Annotated in this window: 6 protein-coding genes; 3 read left to right on the top strand and 3 right to left on the bottom strand. The window is 62.3% G+C overall.

Annotated features, from left to right (window positions below; all coding sequences use genetic code 11):
- Window positions 1–238: 238 nt before the first annotated feature.
- From ACP7D9_RS21450 to ACP7D9_RS21440, 3 genes are all read left to right on the top strand, one after another.
- Window positions 239–13,237 carry a non-ribosomal peptide synthetase gene (locus ACP7D9_RS21450; protein ID WP_426159553.1) on the top strand — a complete coding sequence of 4,333 codons (12,999 nt, stop codon included), beginning with the start codon at window positions 239–241 and terminating at the stop codon, window positions 13,235–13,237.
- Between the two features lie 138 nt (window positions 13,238–13,375).
- Complete coding sequence (locus tag ACP7D9_RS21445) at window positions 13,376–14,191, top strand: alpha/beta fold hydrolase (RefSeq protein ID WP_426159552.1); 816 nt, start codon at window positions 13,376–13,378, stop codon at window positions 14,189–14,191.
- Window positions 14,192–14,276: 85 nt separating this feature from the next.
- Window positions 14,277–15,305, top strand: a complete 1,029-nt coding sequence (locus tag ACP7D9_RS21440) for a ParB/Srx family N-terminal domain-containing protein (protein ID WP_426159551.1) — start codon at window positions 14,277–14,279, stop codon at window positions 15,303–15,305.
- A 29-nt stretch (window positions 15,306–15,334) separates the two neighbouring features.
- On the opposite strand, the gene dsbG is transcribed toward ACP7D9_RS21440, so the two are convergent.
- Genes dsbG through dsbD form a run of 3 tightly spaced genes read right to left on the bottom strand, consistent with a single transcriptional unit; the run spans window position 15,335 to window position 18,695 of the window.
- On the bottom strand, window positions 15,335–16,105 hold the full coding sequence (gene dsbG, locus ACP7D9_RS21435) for a thiol:disulfide interchange protein DsbG (protein ID WP_426159550.1): 771 nt from the start codon (window positions 16,103–16,105) through the stop codon (window positions 15,335–15,337).
- Entirely contained in the window at window positions 16,081–16,962 is an 882-nt protein-coding gene (locus tag ACP7D9_RS21430; RefSeq protein WP_101155610.1) for a TlpA disulfide reductase family protein, read from the bottom strand. Before ACP7D9_RS21430 ends, dsbG begins: the two co-directional genes overlap by 25 nt.
- Entirely contained in the window at window positions 16,962–18,695 is a 1,734-nt protein-coding gene (gene dsbD, locus ACP7D9_RS21425; RefSeq protein ID WP_426159549.1) for a protein-disulfide reductase DsbD, read from the bottom strand. The genes ACP7D9_RS21430 and dsbD overlap by 1 nt, the downstream gene beginning before the upstream one ends.
- Window positions 18,696–18,789 lie beyond the last annotated feature (94 nt).

The following is an 18,789-nucleotide window of genomic DNA, read 5'->3' as shown; positions in this document are numbered from 1 at the left end:
GGGTTTTGCGAACTGCGACACGCCGCCGCACTCCGGCCCCGCTGAACGTCGAGCCTGCCGACTAATTATTTCAAGACGTCATCCGTTCTCATTGGTGAATGGTTCCGGGCGTAGAGCCCGGCCACAGCGCATTCCGATGCCTTGCGCGGTCGGCACAGACCGCGTCCTGCACGCCTTTGACCGGGCGTGTCGCAGTACCTCGATTCCACTTGCAAGCCGAATTCAGGCAGGAAACCTCATGACCGACGCGTTCGAACTCCCCAGCACCCTGGTCCATGCCCTCAAGCGTCGCGCGGCCCTGACGCCGGATCGACTGGCCTTGCGTTTTCTCGCCGAAAACGCCGATCAGGCTGTGGTGCTCAGCTATCGCGAACTGGACCAACGCGCGCGCACGATCGCCGCAGCGTTGCAGGCCGAGGCCGGTTTCGGTGAGCGCGCGGTGCTGCTGTTTCCCAGTGGCGCGGATTACGTCGCGGCGTTTTTCGGTTGCCTGTACGCCGGCATGATTGCGGTGCCGGCCTATCCACCGGAATCCGCGCGCCGTCACCATCAGGAGCGCTTGTTGTCGATCATCGCCGACGCCGAGCCCAAGCTGTTGCTGACCAGCGCCGACCTGCGCGATGGCTTGCAGCAAATCGAAGGCGCGCCGCCGCTGTTGTGTGTCGACACCCTCGACAGCGCACTGGCCGAACACTGGGTCGAGCCGGCCCTGCCGCCCGAGCACATCGCCTTTTTGCAATACACCTCCGGCTCCACTGCGCTGCCCAAGGGCGTGCAGGTCAGCCATGGCAACCTGGTCGCCAATGAACGGCTGATCCGCCACGGTTTCGGCATCGACGTCAACCCGGACGACGTCATCGTCAGCTGGTTGCCGCTGTATCACGACATGGGTCTGATCGGCGGGCTGTTGCAGCCGATTTTCAGCGGCGTGCCGTGCATTCTGATGTCGCCGGCGTACTTCCTCGGCCGCCCTTTGCGCTGGCTGGAAGCAATCGCCGAGTACGGCGGCACCATCAGCGGCGGGCCGGATTTCGCCTATCGTTTGTGCAGTGAACGGGTCAGCGAATCAGCCCTCGAGCGCCTCGATCTGAGCCGTTGGCGGGTGGCCTATTCCGGCTCCGAACCGATCCGCCTCGATACCCTTGAACACTTCGCCGAAAAATTCGCCGCTTGCGGGTTCAGTGAAAACAGCTTCATGGCCTCGTACGGTTTGGCCGAGGCGACCCTGTTTGTCGCTGGCACGCCGCGCGGCACCGGCATCCCGGCGCTGCGCGTGGACGATCAGGCGCTGGCGCAAAACCGCGCCGAGCCGGGCGACGGCAGCGCGATCATGAGCTGTGGTATCAGCCAGCCGGAACACGCGGTGCTGATCGTCGAGCCGAATACGCTGGCAGAACTGGCCGAAAACGCCGTCGGTGAAGTCTGGGCCGCCGGCCCGAGCATTGCCCACGGTTACTGGCGCAACCCCGAAGCCAGCGCCAAGACCTTCGTTCAGCATGCTGGCCGCACCTGGTTGCGCACCGGCGATCTGGGTTTTATTCGCGACGGCGAGTTGTTCGTCACCGGGCGCCTGAAAGACATGCTCATCGTTCGTGGTCACAACCTCTATCCGCAGGACATTGAGCAGACGATCGAGCGCGAAGTCGAAGTGGTGCGCAAGGGTCGTGTAGCGGCGTTCGCCGTCAATCACAGCGGTGAAGAGGGCATTGGCATCGCTGCGGAAATCAGCCGCAGCGTGCAGAAAATCCTCCCGCCGCAAGCGCTGATCAAAGCCATTCGCCAAGCTGTGGCCGAGGCGTATCAGGAGGCGCCAAGCGTGGTGGTGTTGCTCAATCCGGGCGCGTTGCCGAAAACCTCCAGCGGCAAACTGCAGCGCTCGGCGTGCCGTAATCGTCTGGCCGATGGCAGTCTCGACAGCTACGCGATGTTCCCTTCGATTACAGCCGAAACGAACAGCGCGACCAGCTGCCCTTCGGATCTCGAAACGGTGATCGGGACACTCTGGGCCGAGCAACTCAACGTCAAACAAATCAACGCCGACGATCACTTCTTCCTGCTCGGCGGCAACTCGATCGCCGCCACGCAAGTAGTTGCGCGGGTTCGCGAAGCACTCGGTGTCGAGCTGAGCCTGCGCCTGCTGTTCGAAGCGCCAACCCTGCGCGCCTTCGCCGCCGCTGTGGCGCAGCAACACGCGATTGGCGGCAGCGCCCAACAGGCAATCGGCACGTTATCGCGCAGCGAGCCGATGCCACAGTCGCTGGCACAAAACCGTTTGTGGATCACCTGGCAGCTCGACCCGCACAGCAGCGCCTATAACATTCCCGGTGGCCTGCGCCTGCGGGGCGAACTCGACGAAGACGCCTTGCGCAGCGCCTTCGAGCAACTGATCGAACGCCACGAATCCCTGCGTACACGTTTCTTCGAACGCGACGGCGTTGCATTGCAGCAAGTGCTCGCTGATGCCGAATTCAACCTGCAACTGATCGACATCAGCGACCTGCCAATGCCCGAGCGTAAAGCCCGCGCCGAGCAGATTCGCGAAGCCCAGGCGCGCACTCGGTTCGATCTGGAAAAAGGCCCGTTGCTGTCCGTGACCCTGGTGCGCCTCGAGGATGAAGAGCATCAATTGCTGGTGACGATGCACCACATCATCGCCGACGGTTGGTCGCTGAATATTCTCCTCGACGAATTCTCGCGCCTCTACGCCGCAGCAAGCCAGGGTACGACGGCGACACTGGCCGCGCTGCCCACGCAATACGCCGACTACGGCAACTGGCAGCGGCAATGGTTGGCGCAAGGCGAGGGCGAGCGGCAACTGGCGTACTGGAAAGCGCAACTGGGCGATGAGCATCCGACAATGGAACTGGCCACCGATCACCCGCGCTCGGCCAGACACAACCACAGCGCCGCACGCCACAGCGTGCGCTTGAGCGCGAAGCTCAGCGAGGCGATCCGCCAGACCGCACAGGCCCACGAAGCGACGTCGTTCATGCTCTTGCTCGCTGCGTTGCAAAGCCTGTTGCACCGCTACAGCGGTCAGCGCGACATTCGCATTGGCGTGCCCAACGCCAACCGTCCGCGCCTCGAAACCCAAGGCCTGATCGGCTTCTTCATCAACACCCAGGTGCTGCGTGCGCAAATCGATTCGCGCCTGCCGTTTGCCGAGTTGCTGAGCCAGACGCGCGATGCCGCACTCGGCGCCCAAGCCAATCAGGATCTGCCCTTCGAACAACTGCTCGAAGCTTTCCCGCAGGCCCGCGAGCAGGGCTTGTTCCAGATCATGTTCAACCATCAGCAGCGCGACCTTAATGCGCTCAAGCGCCTGCCGGGCTTGCTCGCCGAAGAGCTGCCGTGGCACAGCCGCGAAGCCAAGTTCGATCTGCAACTGCACAGCGAAGAGGATCGCAACGGGCGCCTGACCTTGTCGTTCGACTACGCCAGCGAACTGTTCGACGCTGCGACCATCGAGCGACTGGCCGAGCATTTCCATAATTTGCTCAGCGAAATCTGCGAACAGCCACAGCAGGCCATCGGCGATCTGCGCTTGCTGACCGTCGGCGAACAGCAACAGCACAACGACTGGAGCGCCGCCCCGTGCACCCCGGCGCAGCAATGGCTGCCGGAACTGCTCGACCAGCAACTGCGCAAAACCCCGCAACGCACCGCGCTGGTGTGGGAGAGCGGTCGCGTGGATTTTGCCGAGCTGCACACGCAAGCCAACCGGCTCGCCCATTACCTGCGCGACAAAGGCGTTGGCCCGGACGTGTGCGTGGCCATCGCCGCCGAGCGTTCGCCGCAATTGCTCATCGGTTTGCTGGCGATCATCAAGGCTGGCGGCGCCTATGTGCCGCTCGATCCTGATTACCCGGCCGAGCGCCTCGCTTACATGCTCAGCGACAGCGGCGTCCAATTGCTCCTGACCCAGACTGAACTGCTCGAACGCTTGCCGGCCAGCGAAGGTGTCAGCGTGATCGCCATGGACGCGCTGCATCTGGACAAATGGCCCAGCCAGGCCCCGGGCCTGCATCTGCACGGCGACAACCTCGCCTACGTGATTTATACCTCGGGTTCCACCGGGCAACCGAAAGGCGTCGGCAACACCCACGCCGCGCTGGCCGAGCGCCTGCAATGGATGCAGAACACCTACGCCCTCAATGAGACCGACGTGCTGATGCAAAAAGCGCCGATCAGTTTCGACGTCTCGGTGTGGGAATGCTTCTGGCCGCTGATTACGGGCGCGCGTCTGCTGCTTGCTGGCCCCGGCGAGCACCGTGACCCGCATCGCATCGCGCAACTGGTTCAAGAACACGGCGTGACCACGCTGCACTTTGTCCCACCGCTGCTGGCGCTGTTCATCGACGAGCCGCTGAGTGCCGGATGCACCAGCCTGCGCCGAGTGTTTTCCGGCGGTGAAGCCTTGCCTGCCGAGCTGCGTAACCGCGTGCTGGCGCAATTGCCAGCGGTGCAATTGCACAACCGCTACGGCCCGACTGAAACCGCAATCAACGTGACCCATTGGCACTGCACAACTGCTGATGGCGAGCGCTCGCCGATTGGTCGGCCCCTGGGCAATGTGATCTGCCGCATCCTCGATGCCGATCTCAATCCAGTGCCGGCGGGCGTGGCGGGTGAGCTGTGCATCAGCGGCATCGGGCTGGCTCGCGGTTACCTTGGTCGTGCGGCGCTGACCGCTGAACGCTTCGTCGTCGATCCGCTGGGTGAGCAGGGCGCCCGTTTGTACCGCACGGGTGACCGTGCGCGCAGGTCGTCCGATGGCGTGATCGAATACCTCGGCCGTCTCGATCAACAGGTCAAGCTGCGCGGCTTTCGCGTCGAGCCGGAAGAAATCCAGGCGCGCCTGCTCGCTCAGGAGGGCGTCGCCCAAGCCGCAGTGTTAGTGCGCGAAACTGCTGCCGGTGCGCAACTGATCGGCTATTTCACCGCCACCGATGCTGCTGAACAAGCCGACGAACAGGTCGCTCGCCTGAAAGCCGCCCTGGCCGCCGAGCTGCCGGAATATATGGTTCCGGCGCAACTGCTGCGCCTCGATGCGATGCCTCTGAGTCCCAGCGGTAAACTCGACCGCCGCGCCTTGCCCGAGCCGCAATGGCAAGTGTGCGAGCACATCGAACCAGTCAGCGCACTGCAACAACAGATCGCTGCGATCTGGCGCGAAGTCCTCGGCCTGAAGCGGGTTGGCCTGGGCGACGATTTCTTCGCCCTCGGCGGTCATTCGCTGCTGGCCACGCAAATCATTTCGCGCACGCGGCAGGCCTGTGACGTCGAGTTGCCGCTGCGCACCTTGTTCGAGCACAGCGAGCTTGGCGATTACGCCGAACAGATCCGCCTGATCCAGGCCAGCGGCCGCACCAATCAACAGCTGCCGATCGGCACAGTCGACCGCAGCCAGGCGGTGCCGCTGTCCTATTCGCAGCAGCGCATGTGGTTCCTCTGGCAGATGGAACCGGACAGTCCGGCGTACAACGTCGGCGGCATGGCGCGCTTGCGTGGCGTGCTGCATGTCGAACATTTCGAGGCCGCGTTGCAGGCGCTGATCCTGCGTCACGAAACCCTGCGCACGACATTCCCAAGTGTCGGCGGCGTCGCCCGCCAGCAGGTGCATGCCGAAACCGGCGTGCGCATGGGCTGGAAGGATTTCTCCAGCCTGCCGGCGCAACTGCGCGAGCAACAAGTGCAACAACTGGCTGACGCAGAAGCACACCAGCCGTTCGATCTGGAAACCGGCCCGCTGCTGCGCGCCTGTCTGGTCAAGACTGCCGAGCACGAGCATTACTTCGTCCTGACCCTGCACCATATCGTCACCGAAGGCTGGGCGATGGACATCTTTGCCCGTGAACTCAGTGCGCTGTACGAAGCGTTCGTCGATGAGCGCCAATCACCGCTCGAGCCGCTGCCGGTGCAATACCTCGACTACAGCGTCTGGCAGCGCCAGTGGCTGGAGTCCGGCGAGCGCCAGCGCCAGCTCGATTACTGGACCGCGCAACTCGGTCGTGAACATCCGCTGTTGGAGTTGCCCGGCGACCGTCCGCGTCCGCCGGTGCAGAGCCATCAGGGCGAGCTGTTCCGGTTCGAACTGAGCGACGATCTGGCCGCGCGGGTGCGGGCGTTCAATGCGCAGAACGGTCTGACGTTGTTCATGACCATGACCGCCGCGCTCGCCACGTTGCTTTACCGCTACAGCGGCCAGACCGACCTGCGCATCGGCGCACCGGTGGCCAACCGCATCCGCCCGGAAAGCGAAGGGCTGATCGGCGCATTCCTCAATACCCAGGTGCTGCGTTGCCAGCTTGACGGGCAGATGTCGGTCGGCGAGTTGTTCGAGCAGGTGCGACATACGGTGATCGAAGGCCAGTCCCATCAGGATCTGCCGTTCGATCATTTGGTCGAAGCCTTGCAACCGCCGCGCAGCGCCGCGTACAACCCGCTGTTCCAGGTGATGTGCAACGTGCAGCGCTGGGAATTCCAGCAAAGCCGCATGCTCGCCGGCATGACCGTCGAGTACCTGGCCAACGATGCGCGGGCAACCAAGTTCGATCTCAACCTGGAAGTCACCGACCTCGACCATCGCCTCGGTTGCTGCCTGACCTACAGCACCGATCTGTTCGACGAACCGACCATCGAACGCATGGCCAGGCATTGGCGAAATCTGCTCGAAGCGTTGATCAGCGATCCGCAACAACGCCTCAGCGAATTGGTGCTTCTCGACAGACCTGAGCAACAGCACCTGCTCGACAGCCTTGGCGTCGAGCCGGGCGAGCATCGTCTCGACCAGTGCATCCATCACCTGTTCGCCGAACAGGCGCTGGCGCGCCAAGACGCGCCAGCGCTGACCTTCGCCGGGCAGACCTTGAGCTACGCCGAACTCGACGCTCGCGCCAATCGTCTGGCCTGGGCGCTGCGTGAGCGCGGGGTCGGCCCGCAAGTGCGGGTCGGTCTGGCGCTGGAGCGTTCGCTGGAAATGGTCATCGGCCTGCTGGCGATTCTCAAGGCTGGCGGCGCCTATGTGCCGCTGGATCCGGAGTACCCGCTCGACCGTTTGCATTACATGATCGAAGACAGCCGCATCGGTCTGCTGCTCAGCGATCGGGCGATGTTCGAAGCCCTCGGCGAGTTGCCTTCAAGCGTGGCGCGCTGGTGTCTGGAAGATGACAGCGCAGCGTTGGCCGACTACCCGGCGAGCGAGTTGCCGTTCATCAGCCTGCCGCAGCATCAGGCCTACCTGATCTACACCTCGGGCTCGACCGGCAAACCGAAAGGCGTGGTGGTTTCCCACGGCGAAATCGCCATGCACTGCCAAGCCGTGATCGAGCGTTTCGGCATGCGCCCGGACGACTGCGAACTGCACTTCTACTCGATCAACTTCGACGCTGCCACCGAGCGTCTGCTGGTGCCGTTGCTCAGCGGCGCGCAGGTGGTGCTGCGGGCACAAGGGCAGTGGGACGCGGAAGAAATCTGCGGCTTGATTCGTGCGCATCGCATCAACGTCCTCGGCTTCACGCCGAGCTATGGCAGCCAGTTAGCGCAGTTCCTCGCTACACACAATGAAATCCTGCCGGTGCGCATGATCATCACCGGCGGCGAAGCGCTGACCGGCGAGCATCTGCAGCGCATCCGCGCAGCGTTCCATCCGGCGCAGTTCTTCAACGCCTACGGCCCGACCGAAACCGTGGTCATGCCGCTGGCCAGTCTGGCGCCAGACATACTGGAAGAGGGCGCCGGCAGCGTGCCGATCGGCAGCGTGATCGGGTCGCGGGTCGCCTACATCCTCGACGCCGATCTGGCCTTGGTGCCACAGGGGGCGACCGGTGAACTGTTTGTTGGCGGCGCCGGTCTGGCCCAGGCCTATCACGACCGCCCGGGCATTACCGCCGAGCGGTTTGTCGCTGACCCGTTTGCCGCTGATGGCGGACGTATGTACCGCACCGGTGACCTGGTGCGCCAGCGTGCCGATGGTCTGGTCGAGTATCTGGGGCGGATCGACCATCAAGTGAAAATCCGTGGCTTCCGCATCGAACTGGGCGAAATCGAAACGCGCCTGCTCGATCTCCCTGCGATCCGCGAAGCGGTGGTGCTGGCGCTGGATGCGCCGAGTGGCAAGCAGTTGGTGGGTTACCTCGTTACAGAGATCGCCGAACAGAGCGAAGCGCAACAAGCTGAACTGCGCGAAGCACTGAAGTCGCACCTCAAGGCGCAACTGCCGGACTACATGGTGCCGACCCACCTGATGCTGCTGGCAAGCATGCCGCTGACCGCCAACGGCAAACTCGACCGCCGCGCCTTGCCAGCGCCGGACCCGGAGCTCAATCGTCAGGACTATGTCGCGCCAGAGAACGAGCTGGAGCAGGCCCTGGCGCAGATCTGGTGTGAAGTGCTCAACGTCAAACAAGTCGGCCTCAACGACAACTTCTTCGAACTCGGCGGTGATTCGATTCTGTCGATTCAGGTGGTCAGCCGCGCGCGTCAACAGGGCATTCACTTCAGCCCGCGCGACTTGTTCCAGCATCAGACGGTGCAGACGCTCGCCGCAGTGGCCAGCCGCACGCAGCAAGTGACTGCCGAGCAAGGTCTGGTGGATGGGGCATCGCGCCTGACGCCGATTCAGCATTGGTTCTTCGGTACGGACATTCCCCAGCGTCAGCACTGGAATCAGGCGCTGTTGCTGGAGCCGACCATGCGCCTTGAACCGCAACGTCTGCAGCAAGCATTGCGGGCAGTGATCGAGCAGCACGACGCCTTGCGTCTGCGTTTCAGCGAAGTCGATCAAGCGTGGCAGGCAACGCACCAGGCGCTGACCGATGAAGAACTTCTCTGGCAGTTCAGCGTCGATTCGCTGGCCCCGTGCGAAGCCTTGTTCGCCGATGCACAACGCAGTCTGCATCTGCATAACGGCCCACTGCTGCGCGCAGTGCTGGTCGACGTCGCCGGTGCACAGCAACGCCTGTTTATCGCCATCCACCACTTGGTGGTCGACGGTGTGACGTGGCGCGTGTTGCTCGACGATCTGCAAACTGCCTATCGCCAACTCGACGCTGCGCAGCCGCTGAAACTGCCGACGAAAACCAGCGCCTTCAAGGACTGGGCCGCGCGTTTGCACGCTTATGCCGGCAGCGAATCGCTGCGTGAAGAATTGAGCTGGTGGCAGGCGCAACTGGCCGGGCCGAGCGCTGATCTGCCTTGCGAAAACCCGCAGGGCGGCAGGCAGCATCGGCATGCACAAACCGTCAGCGTGCGCCTCGACGCCGAGCGCACCCGCCAATTGCTGCAACAGGCGCCGAGTGCTTATCGCACCCACGTCAACGACCTGCTGCTGACCGCGCTGGCCCGTGTGTTGTGCCGCTGGAACGGACAGCCGTCGGCGTTGATTCAATTGGAAGGCCACGGCCGCGAAACCCTGTTCGACGAGATTGACCTGACCCGCACGGTTGGCTGGTTTACCAGCGCTTACCCGCTGCGCCTGACCCCGCACAACATCGAAGAGGCTGCCGGGCAGGGTGCTTCGATCAAGGCGATCAAGGAACAACTGCGCGCCGTGCCGCACAAAGGTCTCGGTTATGGCGTGCTGCGTTATCTGGCCGATGACGGCTGCCGCCAGCGCATGGCCGCGCTGCCACAGGCGCCGATCACCTTCAATTATCTCGGCCAGTTCGACCAGAGCTTCGGCAGCGATGCGCTGTTCCATCCTCTCGATGAAGCAGTCGGGGCCGCTCATGATCCGCAGGCGCCGTTGCCGAACGAGTTGAGCGTCGACGGTCAGGTGTATGGCGGGGAACTGCTACTGCGCTGGACTTTCAGTGCCGAGCGTTATGCGGTGCAGACGATCAATGATCTGGCCGATGCCTATCTCGGCGAGTTGTGCAGCCTGATCGAGCACTGCCTGCAGAGCGGTGCCGGTGGCCTGACGCCGTCGGACTTCCCGCTGGCGAAACTGACTCAGGCACAACTCGATGCGCTGCCGGTGCCGGCCGCGCACATCGAAGATGTCTATCCGCTGACACCGATGCAGGAAGGCATGTTGCTGCACACCCTGCTCGAACCGGGCACCGGTCTGTACTACATGCAGGATCGTTATCGCATCAACAGCGAGCTCGACCCCGAGCGTTTCGCCCAGGCCTGGCAAGCGGTGGTCGCCCGTCATGAAGCGTTGCGCGCTTCGTTCTGCTGGAACGTTGGCGAAGACATGCTGCAAGTGATTCACACGCCGGGGCGTACGCCGATCGAGTACCTGGACTGGAGCGCCGTCGCCGAAACCGAGCAGGAACCGCAGCTGCAAGCGCTGCTGAAAAGCGAGCGGGAGGCCGGGTTCGATCTGCTCAATCAGGCGCCGTTCCACCTGCGCCTGATCAAGGTCGGCGCGGCGCGCTACTGGTTCATGATGAGTAACCACCACATCCTCATCGATGCCTGGTGCCGGTCGCTGCTGATGAACGATTTCTTCGAGATCTACACCGCCCTCGGCGAAGGTCGCGAAGCGCAGTTGAGCGTGCCGCCGCGTTATCGCGATTACATCGGCTGGCTGCAACGTCAGAGCCTGGCCGAGGCGCGGCAGTGGTGGCGGCAGAATCTGCAAGGCTTCGAACGCACTACGCCGATCCCCAGCGACCGGCCGTTCCTGCGCGAACACGCTGGCGAAAGCGGCGGCATGATCGTCGGCGACCGTTACACCCGCCTCAATGCCGAGGACGGCGCCCGCCTGCGGGAACTGGCGCAGGCCCATCAACTGACCGTCAACACCTTCGCCCAGGCTGCGTGGGCTCTGGTGCTGCGGCGCCTGAGCGGCGATCGCGACGTGCTCTTCGGCGTCACAGTGGCCGGGCGTCCGGTGGAGATGCCGGAGATGCAGCGCACTGTCGGCCTGTTCATCAACAGTATTGCCCTGCGCGTGAAGATGCCTGCGGACGATCAGCGCAGCAGCGTGCGCCAATGGCTCAGCGCTTTGCTCGACAGCAATATGCAACTGCGCGAGTACGAATACCTGCCGCTGGTGAACATTCAGGAACAGAGCGAATTGCCCAAGGGCCAGCCGCTGTTCGACAGCCTCTTCGTGTTCGAAAACGCCCCGGTGGAAGTCTCGGTGCTCGACCGAGCGCAGAGTTTGAATGCCACTTCGGATTCCGGCCGCACCCATACCAACTTCCCGCTGACGGCGGTGTGCTACCCGGGCGATGACCTTGGCTTGCACCTGTCCTATGACCAGCGTTACTTCGACGAGGCGACGGTCGAGCGCATGCTCAGTGAGTTCAAGCGCCTACTGCTGGCGCTGGTCGACGGCTTCCATGGCGACATGGCCGATTTGCCGCTGCTGGGCGACGAAGAACGCGACTTCCTGCTGCACGGTTGCAACCAGAGCGGCCACGACTATCCGCTGGAGCAAAGCTACGTGGCGTTGTTCGAAGCGCAGGTCGCGGCGCATCCGCAGCGCATCGCCGCCAGTTGCCTCGATCAGCAATTGAGCTACGCCGAACTGAACCACAACGCCAACCGCCTCGGCCATGCCCTGGTCGCTGCCGGTGTGCGGATGGATCAACCGGTGGCGCTGCTGGCCGAACGCAATCTCGACCTGCTCGGCATGATCATCGGCAGCTTCAAGGCCGGTGCCGGTTACCTGCCGCTGGATCCGGGTCTGCCGAGCCAGCGTCTGAGCCGCATTATCGAGCTCAGCCGCACGCCGTTGCTGGTGTGTAGCGCAGCTTGCCGCGAACAGGCGCAGACCTTGCTCGAGGCGTTTGGCTGTTCGAACCGTCCGCGCCTGCTGGTGTGGGAAGAGGTGCAGGCGTCGGCGACAGCGACGCATAATCCCGGCATTCACAGCGGCCCGGACAATCTCGCTTATGTGATCTACACGTCGGGTTCGACCGGTTTGCCAAAAGGCGTCATGGTCGAGCAGCGCGGCATGCTCAATAACCAATTGAGCAAACGACCATATCTCGACTTGAGCGAGGCCGATGTGATTGCACAGACCGCCTCGCAGAGCTTCGATATTTCCGTCTGGCAGTTCCTCGCTGCGCCGTTGTTCGGCGCGCGGGTCGATATCGTGCCGAATGCGATTGCCCACGATCCGCAAGGTTTGCTGGCGCATGTGCAGGCGCAGGGCATTACGGTGCTGGAAAGTGTGCCGTCGCTGATTCAGGGCATGCTCGCCGCCGAGCGGCTGAGTCTCGACGGCTTGCGCTGGATGCTGCCGACCGGCGAAGCGATGCCGCCGGAGCTGGCCCATCAGTGGCTGCTGCGTTACCCGCAGATCGGCCTGGTCAATGCTTACGGCCCGGCGGAATGTTCCGATGACGTGGCGTTCTACCGCGTCGACCTGGCCTCGACGCGTGGCAGTTATTTGCCGATCGGCACGCCGACCGACAACAACTTGCTCTATCTGCTCGATGGCGCGCTGGATCTGGTGCCGCTGGGCGCGGTGGGTGAATTGTGCGTGGCTGGCATCGGTGTCGGTCGCGGCTACGTCAGCGATCCGCTGCGCACCGCGCCGGTGTTTGTGCCGAACCCGTTCGGCGCGCCGGGCGAGCGCCTGTACCGCACCGGTGACCTGGCGCGGCGCCGCACTGATGGTGTGCTGGAATACGTCGGCCGGGTCGATCATCAGGTGAAGATTCGCGGTTACCGCATCGAACTCGGTGAAATCGAAGCGCGTCTGCACGAACAACCGCAAGTACGTGACGCGGCGGTTGGCGTGCAAGAGGGCGTCAACGGCAAGCACCTGGTCGGTTATCTGGTCGCCGCCGATGCAGCGCTCAATCCGGCCGAACGCCTGGAGCAGATCAAGCAACGCCTGCGCGCCGAACTGCCGGAATACATGGTGCCGCTGCACTGGCTGTGGCTGGAGCAAATGCCGCTCAATGCCAACGGCAAACTCGACCGCAAAGCCTTGCCGGCGCTGGAGATCGGTCAGTTGCAGAGCGAGGACTATCTGGCCCCGCGCAACGAGCTGGAGCAGACCCTGGCTGATATCTGGGCCCAGGTGCTCAAGGTCGACAAGGTCGGCGTGCGCGACAACTTTTTCGAACTGGGCGGGCATTCGCTACTGGCAACGCAGATTGCATCGCGAGTGCAGAAAACCCTGCAACGCAATGTGCCGCTGCGCGCGATGTTCGAGTGCAGTACGGTGGCGGAACTGGCCGAGTACATTGATGGACTGGCGGCCAGCGATATGACTGAGGAGAAGGTGGATCGGTTGAATGATCTGATGGCGCAGCTGGAGGGGCTTTAGTTCTTCGGCGTTTGGGCCGGCGATGGCGTCGGAGAATTCAACACAAATCAACCGGTACGTGACTGTACATTTCCGGGCTTGACGATCAACAACCGGCAGCTCAGTCTGCCGGTTCTCTTTTTCTCCCGGAGGTGGTCGATGGCCTTTTTCACGGTTGACGGACAAGCGCTGCACTACATTGATCAAGGCACTGGCCCGGCCGTGTTGCTCGCAGGCAGTTATCTCTGGGATCAGGCGATGTGGGCGCCGCAGATCGCCGCGCTGACCCCGCACTATCGCGTCATCGCGCTGGATCTGTGGGGGCATGGCGAGTCCGGCAAATTACCCGAAGGCACCACATCGCTGGATGACATCGCCCGTCAGGCGCAGGCTTTGCTTGATCATCTGGACATCGACCGCGTCACTCTGGTCGGGCTGTCGGTCGGCGGCATGTGGGGCGCGCGCCTGGCACTGTCCGCAGCGCAACGTTTGAACGGTCTGGTGCTGATGGACACTTACGTCGGCGTCGAGCCGGAACCGACCCGGCAGTATTACTTCTCGCTGTTCAAGCAGATCGAAGACACCGGCACCCTCTCTGAACAACTGCTCGACATCGTCGTGCCAATCTTCTTCCGCCCGGGCATCGACCCGCAGTCGCCGCTGTATCAGCAATTGCGCGCAAAACTGCAAGGCTATTCGCCCGAGCGTCTGCGCGAAAGCATCGTGCCGATGGGGCGCATCACTTTTGGTCGTGACGACTTGTTGCCACGCCTGGCCGAGCTGGACGCGGCTGCGACGCTGGTGCTCTGCGGCGATCAGGACAAACCACGGCCACCGTCGGAAGCCCGGGAAATGGCTGAATTGATTGGTTGCCCGTGTGTGCTGGTGCCAGAGGCGGGGCACATCTCCAATCTGGAGAACCCCGAATTCGTCACTGAGGCGCTGCTAGCGTTTCTGGCCGAGCGAAACCGCTAGACCGAGTGACCTTCATCCGCGAGCAGGGCACCATACAATCGCGAGTGTGAAACTCATCTATAAAAGCATTTGATAAGGGAACGACGTGCAACAGTTCTGGTGGCGTGACCTCAAGGATCTCGAGGACAAGTGGGTTGGATTGAGTATTGAGGTCAACCGACCGAAATCAAGCAAACCTGCGCTTCATCTGCAAAGTGGCAACAACGGACGGATGAAGTTGATGCTCAACGAAATACCGCTCTTTTGGGCGACTATTGCCACCTCATATTACGGTGCGTGGCTGGTTCGCAATCCCAGGCCCGTTCAACTCGAATCGCCATCCGTGCCGCCCATCGGTTCGGCTGTCGTCCAGGAGCACTTTGGATTACCCGTCCAAGAGCGCTTCCCGCGCTGGTGTCGCTATTTCATCAACCAGTTGATGAACAATCAGGCGGACTTTCTCTATCCCGGCCATTGGGTGGCGCGCCCTCTATTGCCAGCGGTTAGCCGATACAAACCCGTTGCAGGACCGGATGGCTGGTATTTTTCCACCCCGGCCGATGCGTCCAGTCATCTGCCCAACTGGTACGCCCGCGGCGAGGGCATTCTCGACAACGTGCAACCGCACACTGTGCATTGGCTTGATTGGGATTTGGGGCACTTGATCGGTCTGCACACGGTAGATCCCTTTGCAGGTCGTCTCAAATGGTGGCGCAAAAAAGCCAGGGAGGGCAGTTTGCCGCCGATCCTGCTCTGGTATGTGGGCGGACTGTGTTCTTACGTGATCATCGATGGACATTACAGATTGCAGGCCGCGTTCGATGAAGGGGTCAAACCTGATTTCATTGTCCTGAGCTCGACCAAAGCCCAGCAAATCAAACCATGCGAAGCAACGCAGCAACGTGTGTTCAGTTCGTTGATGTTGCAGAACGCGCGAAACCCCAAGTTCAACGTTCACACATTCAACCAAGCGCTGATCAACACTTTTGACGATCGTCCATGGCATTGGGCGGGGACGCACGCTTGGGCCGGTATTGCCTCAGACCAAGCGTGGTGCGCTGAGGTGACAACCTTTCTCACGGAACAGGGAAAGACCGAGCACTTGCAGGACATTATCGAGCGGTGCGACTACTGACGAGCCGCACCGGGCAGCGCTTGCGAAGTCTATTTCGGCCCGAGAATCTTCACCAGCTTGTCCGGCGAAGGCGCGCCTTGCTGTTGTTGCAATTCGCCTTTGTCGTCCAGGTAGAAAATGGCCGGGGTGGCCTGCAGTTCCAGGTCTTCCATCAACTGCATGTTGGCCGCGAGTTTGGTTTGCACGGCGACCGGAATGTCTTTCAGAGCCTTGAGCGTGCTGCCCTTGCCGGCCTTTTCGTGATCCTCCAGCGCTTTGGCCGGATCTTTCGCCGCCAGCAGCGCGGCTGATTTGCCCGGGCTGTCTTCGCGGATGATGCCGACCATGATGTGGCGCAACTGCACCTTGCCGGCCTTGACCCATGGCCGCGCCTGTTCCCAGAACATGTTGCAATACGGGCAGTTCGGGTCGCTGAACAGGTACACCGTGCGCGGCGCATCCTTGTTGCCATCCTGAATCCAGTTGCTCGCCTCGAACTTGGCCCAGACTTCCTTGGACATCGGCGCATAGACCAGTTTCTGCAACGGCTCGCTACTCAGATCCTTGCCGTCGGCGTCGTACAGATTACCAACCACGACGTGCTTGCCGTCCGGAGTCAGGTAGAGCGCCATGCCGCGATTCTGGTATTGCGCAGCGTACCCGCGCAGGCCGTCGGGGGCGTCGAACTGGCCGACAATTTTTGCGCCTTTTGCTTCGATTTTTTTGATCGCCGCAGGCAGTTCTTCAGCAGCCTGCACTGACGGCAAGTGCAGCAGGGCAGTGCCCAGAGTCAGCGTCAGCAGGTGGCGGAGGCGGGGCATGGCAGTTTCCTTGCAGAGTTGGCCGGAGCAACGGCCTGATTCGGGCTAGAAGGTGAAGTGTCGAACGTTTCCAGCGCGCGCGCGAGGCTGGCATTCGACAGTTCACCGAGGTGACTGGTCAGCAAACGACCGTCCGGGCTATAGAACAGCGTAGTCGGTAACGCCATGGAACCCACGGCCTGACCGAGACGGCCGCTGCGGTCGAACAGCACGTTGTTCAGGCTCAGGCCCTGGGTTTCCAGGAACGTTGCCACGCTTTGCATGCTTTCGGCCTGATTGACGAACAAGAACGTCAGATCCGGACGCTGTTGTTGGGCGTTTTCCAGTACCGGCATTTCTCGCCGGCATGGCGGACACCAGGTCGCCCACAGGTTGATCACCAGCGGGCCGCCCTGATAGTCACGGAGCTTGATCCTTTCCCCGGCGGCGTTACGCAGGGAGATATCCGGCAGCCGCGTGCCTTGTTCATAAATATTCAGCGACAGCGTGGCGAGCAACCAGAACATCACGCCGCTGACCACACCGAAGCCCAACGGGCGACGCAGACCGGGGCGCCGCCAGCCGCGATACAACGCCGCCAGCAGCAGAACGATCACCCCGGGCCAGGCGAGAAAACCACCGTCGCGCAGATCGATGATCTGCCACGGGTCGTTGCGATAATGCGACCAGTACAGCGCGACAAACGCAATGCGCGCCGCGAGCATGCCCAGCAAGAAGAGGCTGAACAGCGCCGACTCGGGATTATCGCCGCCACGCTTGGCCACTCGCCAACCGACAAACGTCGCCAGCGCCAGAGCACTGATCAGCAGCAAGTGGTTAAGCGCGATGGCGAAGGTGCCGAGGGTGAGCGTCAGCATCAGTTGGCGTCTCGGGTAGTGGACCAGCGTTGCAGGAAGGTGTCGGCATCGACCTCACCGGTGATGCGCTGGCTGCGGCGTTCTGCGCCGTCAGCGCCGATCCAGATGAACGTCGGCGGCCCCGGCACTTTATAACGACCGAGCAGCTCGCGACTGGCGGCGTTGTCGGCGGTGACATCCAGGCGCAGCAGGCGTACGTTGCTCAGCGCCTGCATGACCTTGGCCTCGCCGAACACCTTCTTTTCCATCACTTTGCACGACACACACCAGTCGGCGTAGTAATCGAGCAACACCCATTGGCCCTGAGCCCTGGCTGCGTCGAGTTCGCGTTGCAGCGTGGCTGGTTCATTGATCGTGGTGAAAGCGTCGTGTCCACTTGGCGCTGCACCGGCAACACGGCCGGCGCTGTAAACCTGCAACGGCTGATACGGATCATCGCTGCCGCCAGCCGCACCGATCACTAGCAAGCTGCCCCACAAACCGAGCAAGAGGGACAGGGCGCCAAACATCTGCGCGACGCGGCCAAAACCTTCGGACTGTTTCCAGGCGCTGTAAGCCGCAATCAGCAGCAGCGCGCCACACAGACCGAGCCACAACGACGGGGCCAGCACCGGACGCAGCATCAGCAATGCGGTTGCGAGAAAGAGGAAACCGAATACACCTTTGAGCAGATTCATCCAGGCGCCGGGTTTCGGCAGGAAACGGTTGCCGACGGTGACCAGCAGTAACAGCGGCACACCGATGCCGATGCCCAGTGCAAACAGGATCAAACCGCCGTGCAAGGCGTTACCGCTTTGCGCGATGTACAACAGCGCACCGGCCAGTGGCGCGGTCATGCACGGCCCGACCAACAGACCAGACAATGCGCCCAGCACACCGGCGCCGATCAGGCTGCCGCCGCTGCGGCTGCGCGAAGCATGTTCAAGTCGATCACGCAGGGCCACCGGCAGTTGCAGCTCGAAGAAGCCGAACATCGGCAGTGCGAGCACCACGAAAATGGCGGCAAATGTGCCGAGTAACCACGGATTCTGCAACCACGCCTGCAGGTTCGCGCCGAGCAGCGCAGCAATCACGCCCATCGCCGCATACACCAGCGCCATGCAGATCACATAGCTGCTGGCCAAGGCAAAGCCGCGCCTTGGTGTGGCGCCACTGCCGACAATCATCCCGGCCAGAATCGGCAGCATCGGCAGCGAACATGGCGTGAATGCCAGCAGCAGGCCGAGTCCGAAAAACACCAACAGGCTCCAGCCCAGCGCCCGTTGTTGCAGACTGCTGGCCAAGGCCTGGTCCGGCGCTTCAGCGCCTGTTGCTGCTGCGGCTTTGCCGCCCAGATCGATCACTCGGGTTTGCGGTGGATAGCACAGACCGGCATCGGCGCAGCCCTGATAACTGACTTTGATCTGCCCCTTTGCCGCCGCCGGGATTTTTACTTCCAGGCCTTGGCGGTAGACCGGCTGTTCGCCAAAGAACTCATCGCTGTGAGATTCGCCTTCAGGCAGTACCGGCTGCTGATCAGCGGCCAGCCCGTCGAACTTCAAGCGTTTCTGATACAGGTAGTAGCCGTCACTGATCTGCCAGAACAACTGGGTTTCTCCCGAGTCCAGACGCTCGGAGGAGAGTACGAATGCCTGGTCGACGGGTAAAAAGTCCGGCTTGGATTCGAACGGATTGTTTGCGGCCTGAGCCAGACCGGAAATAAGTAAAGCAAACAGAAGAAAAAAATGACGCATGGAGGAGCCTTGTCCCTGTGCAAGTGGGGTACAGGATGGGCGGCGGCGATTAACCGATAATTAACCCTATCCTACTAGCCCCACCAGGATCGGC

Source organism: Pseudomonas sp. TSRC2-2 (assembly GCF_049897785.1).
Taxonomy (GTDB): domain Bacteria; phylum Pseudomonadota; class Gammaproteobacteria; order Pseudomonadales; family Pseudomonadaceae; genus Aquipseudomonas.
Note: the sequence above shows the minus strand (reverse complement) of the source record. Positions and strands in the feature narration are given on the sequence as shown.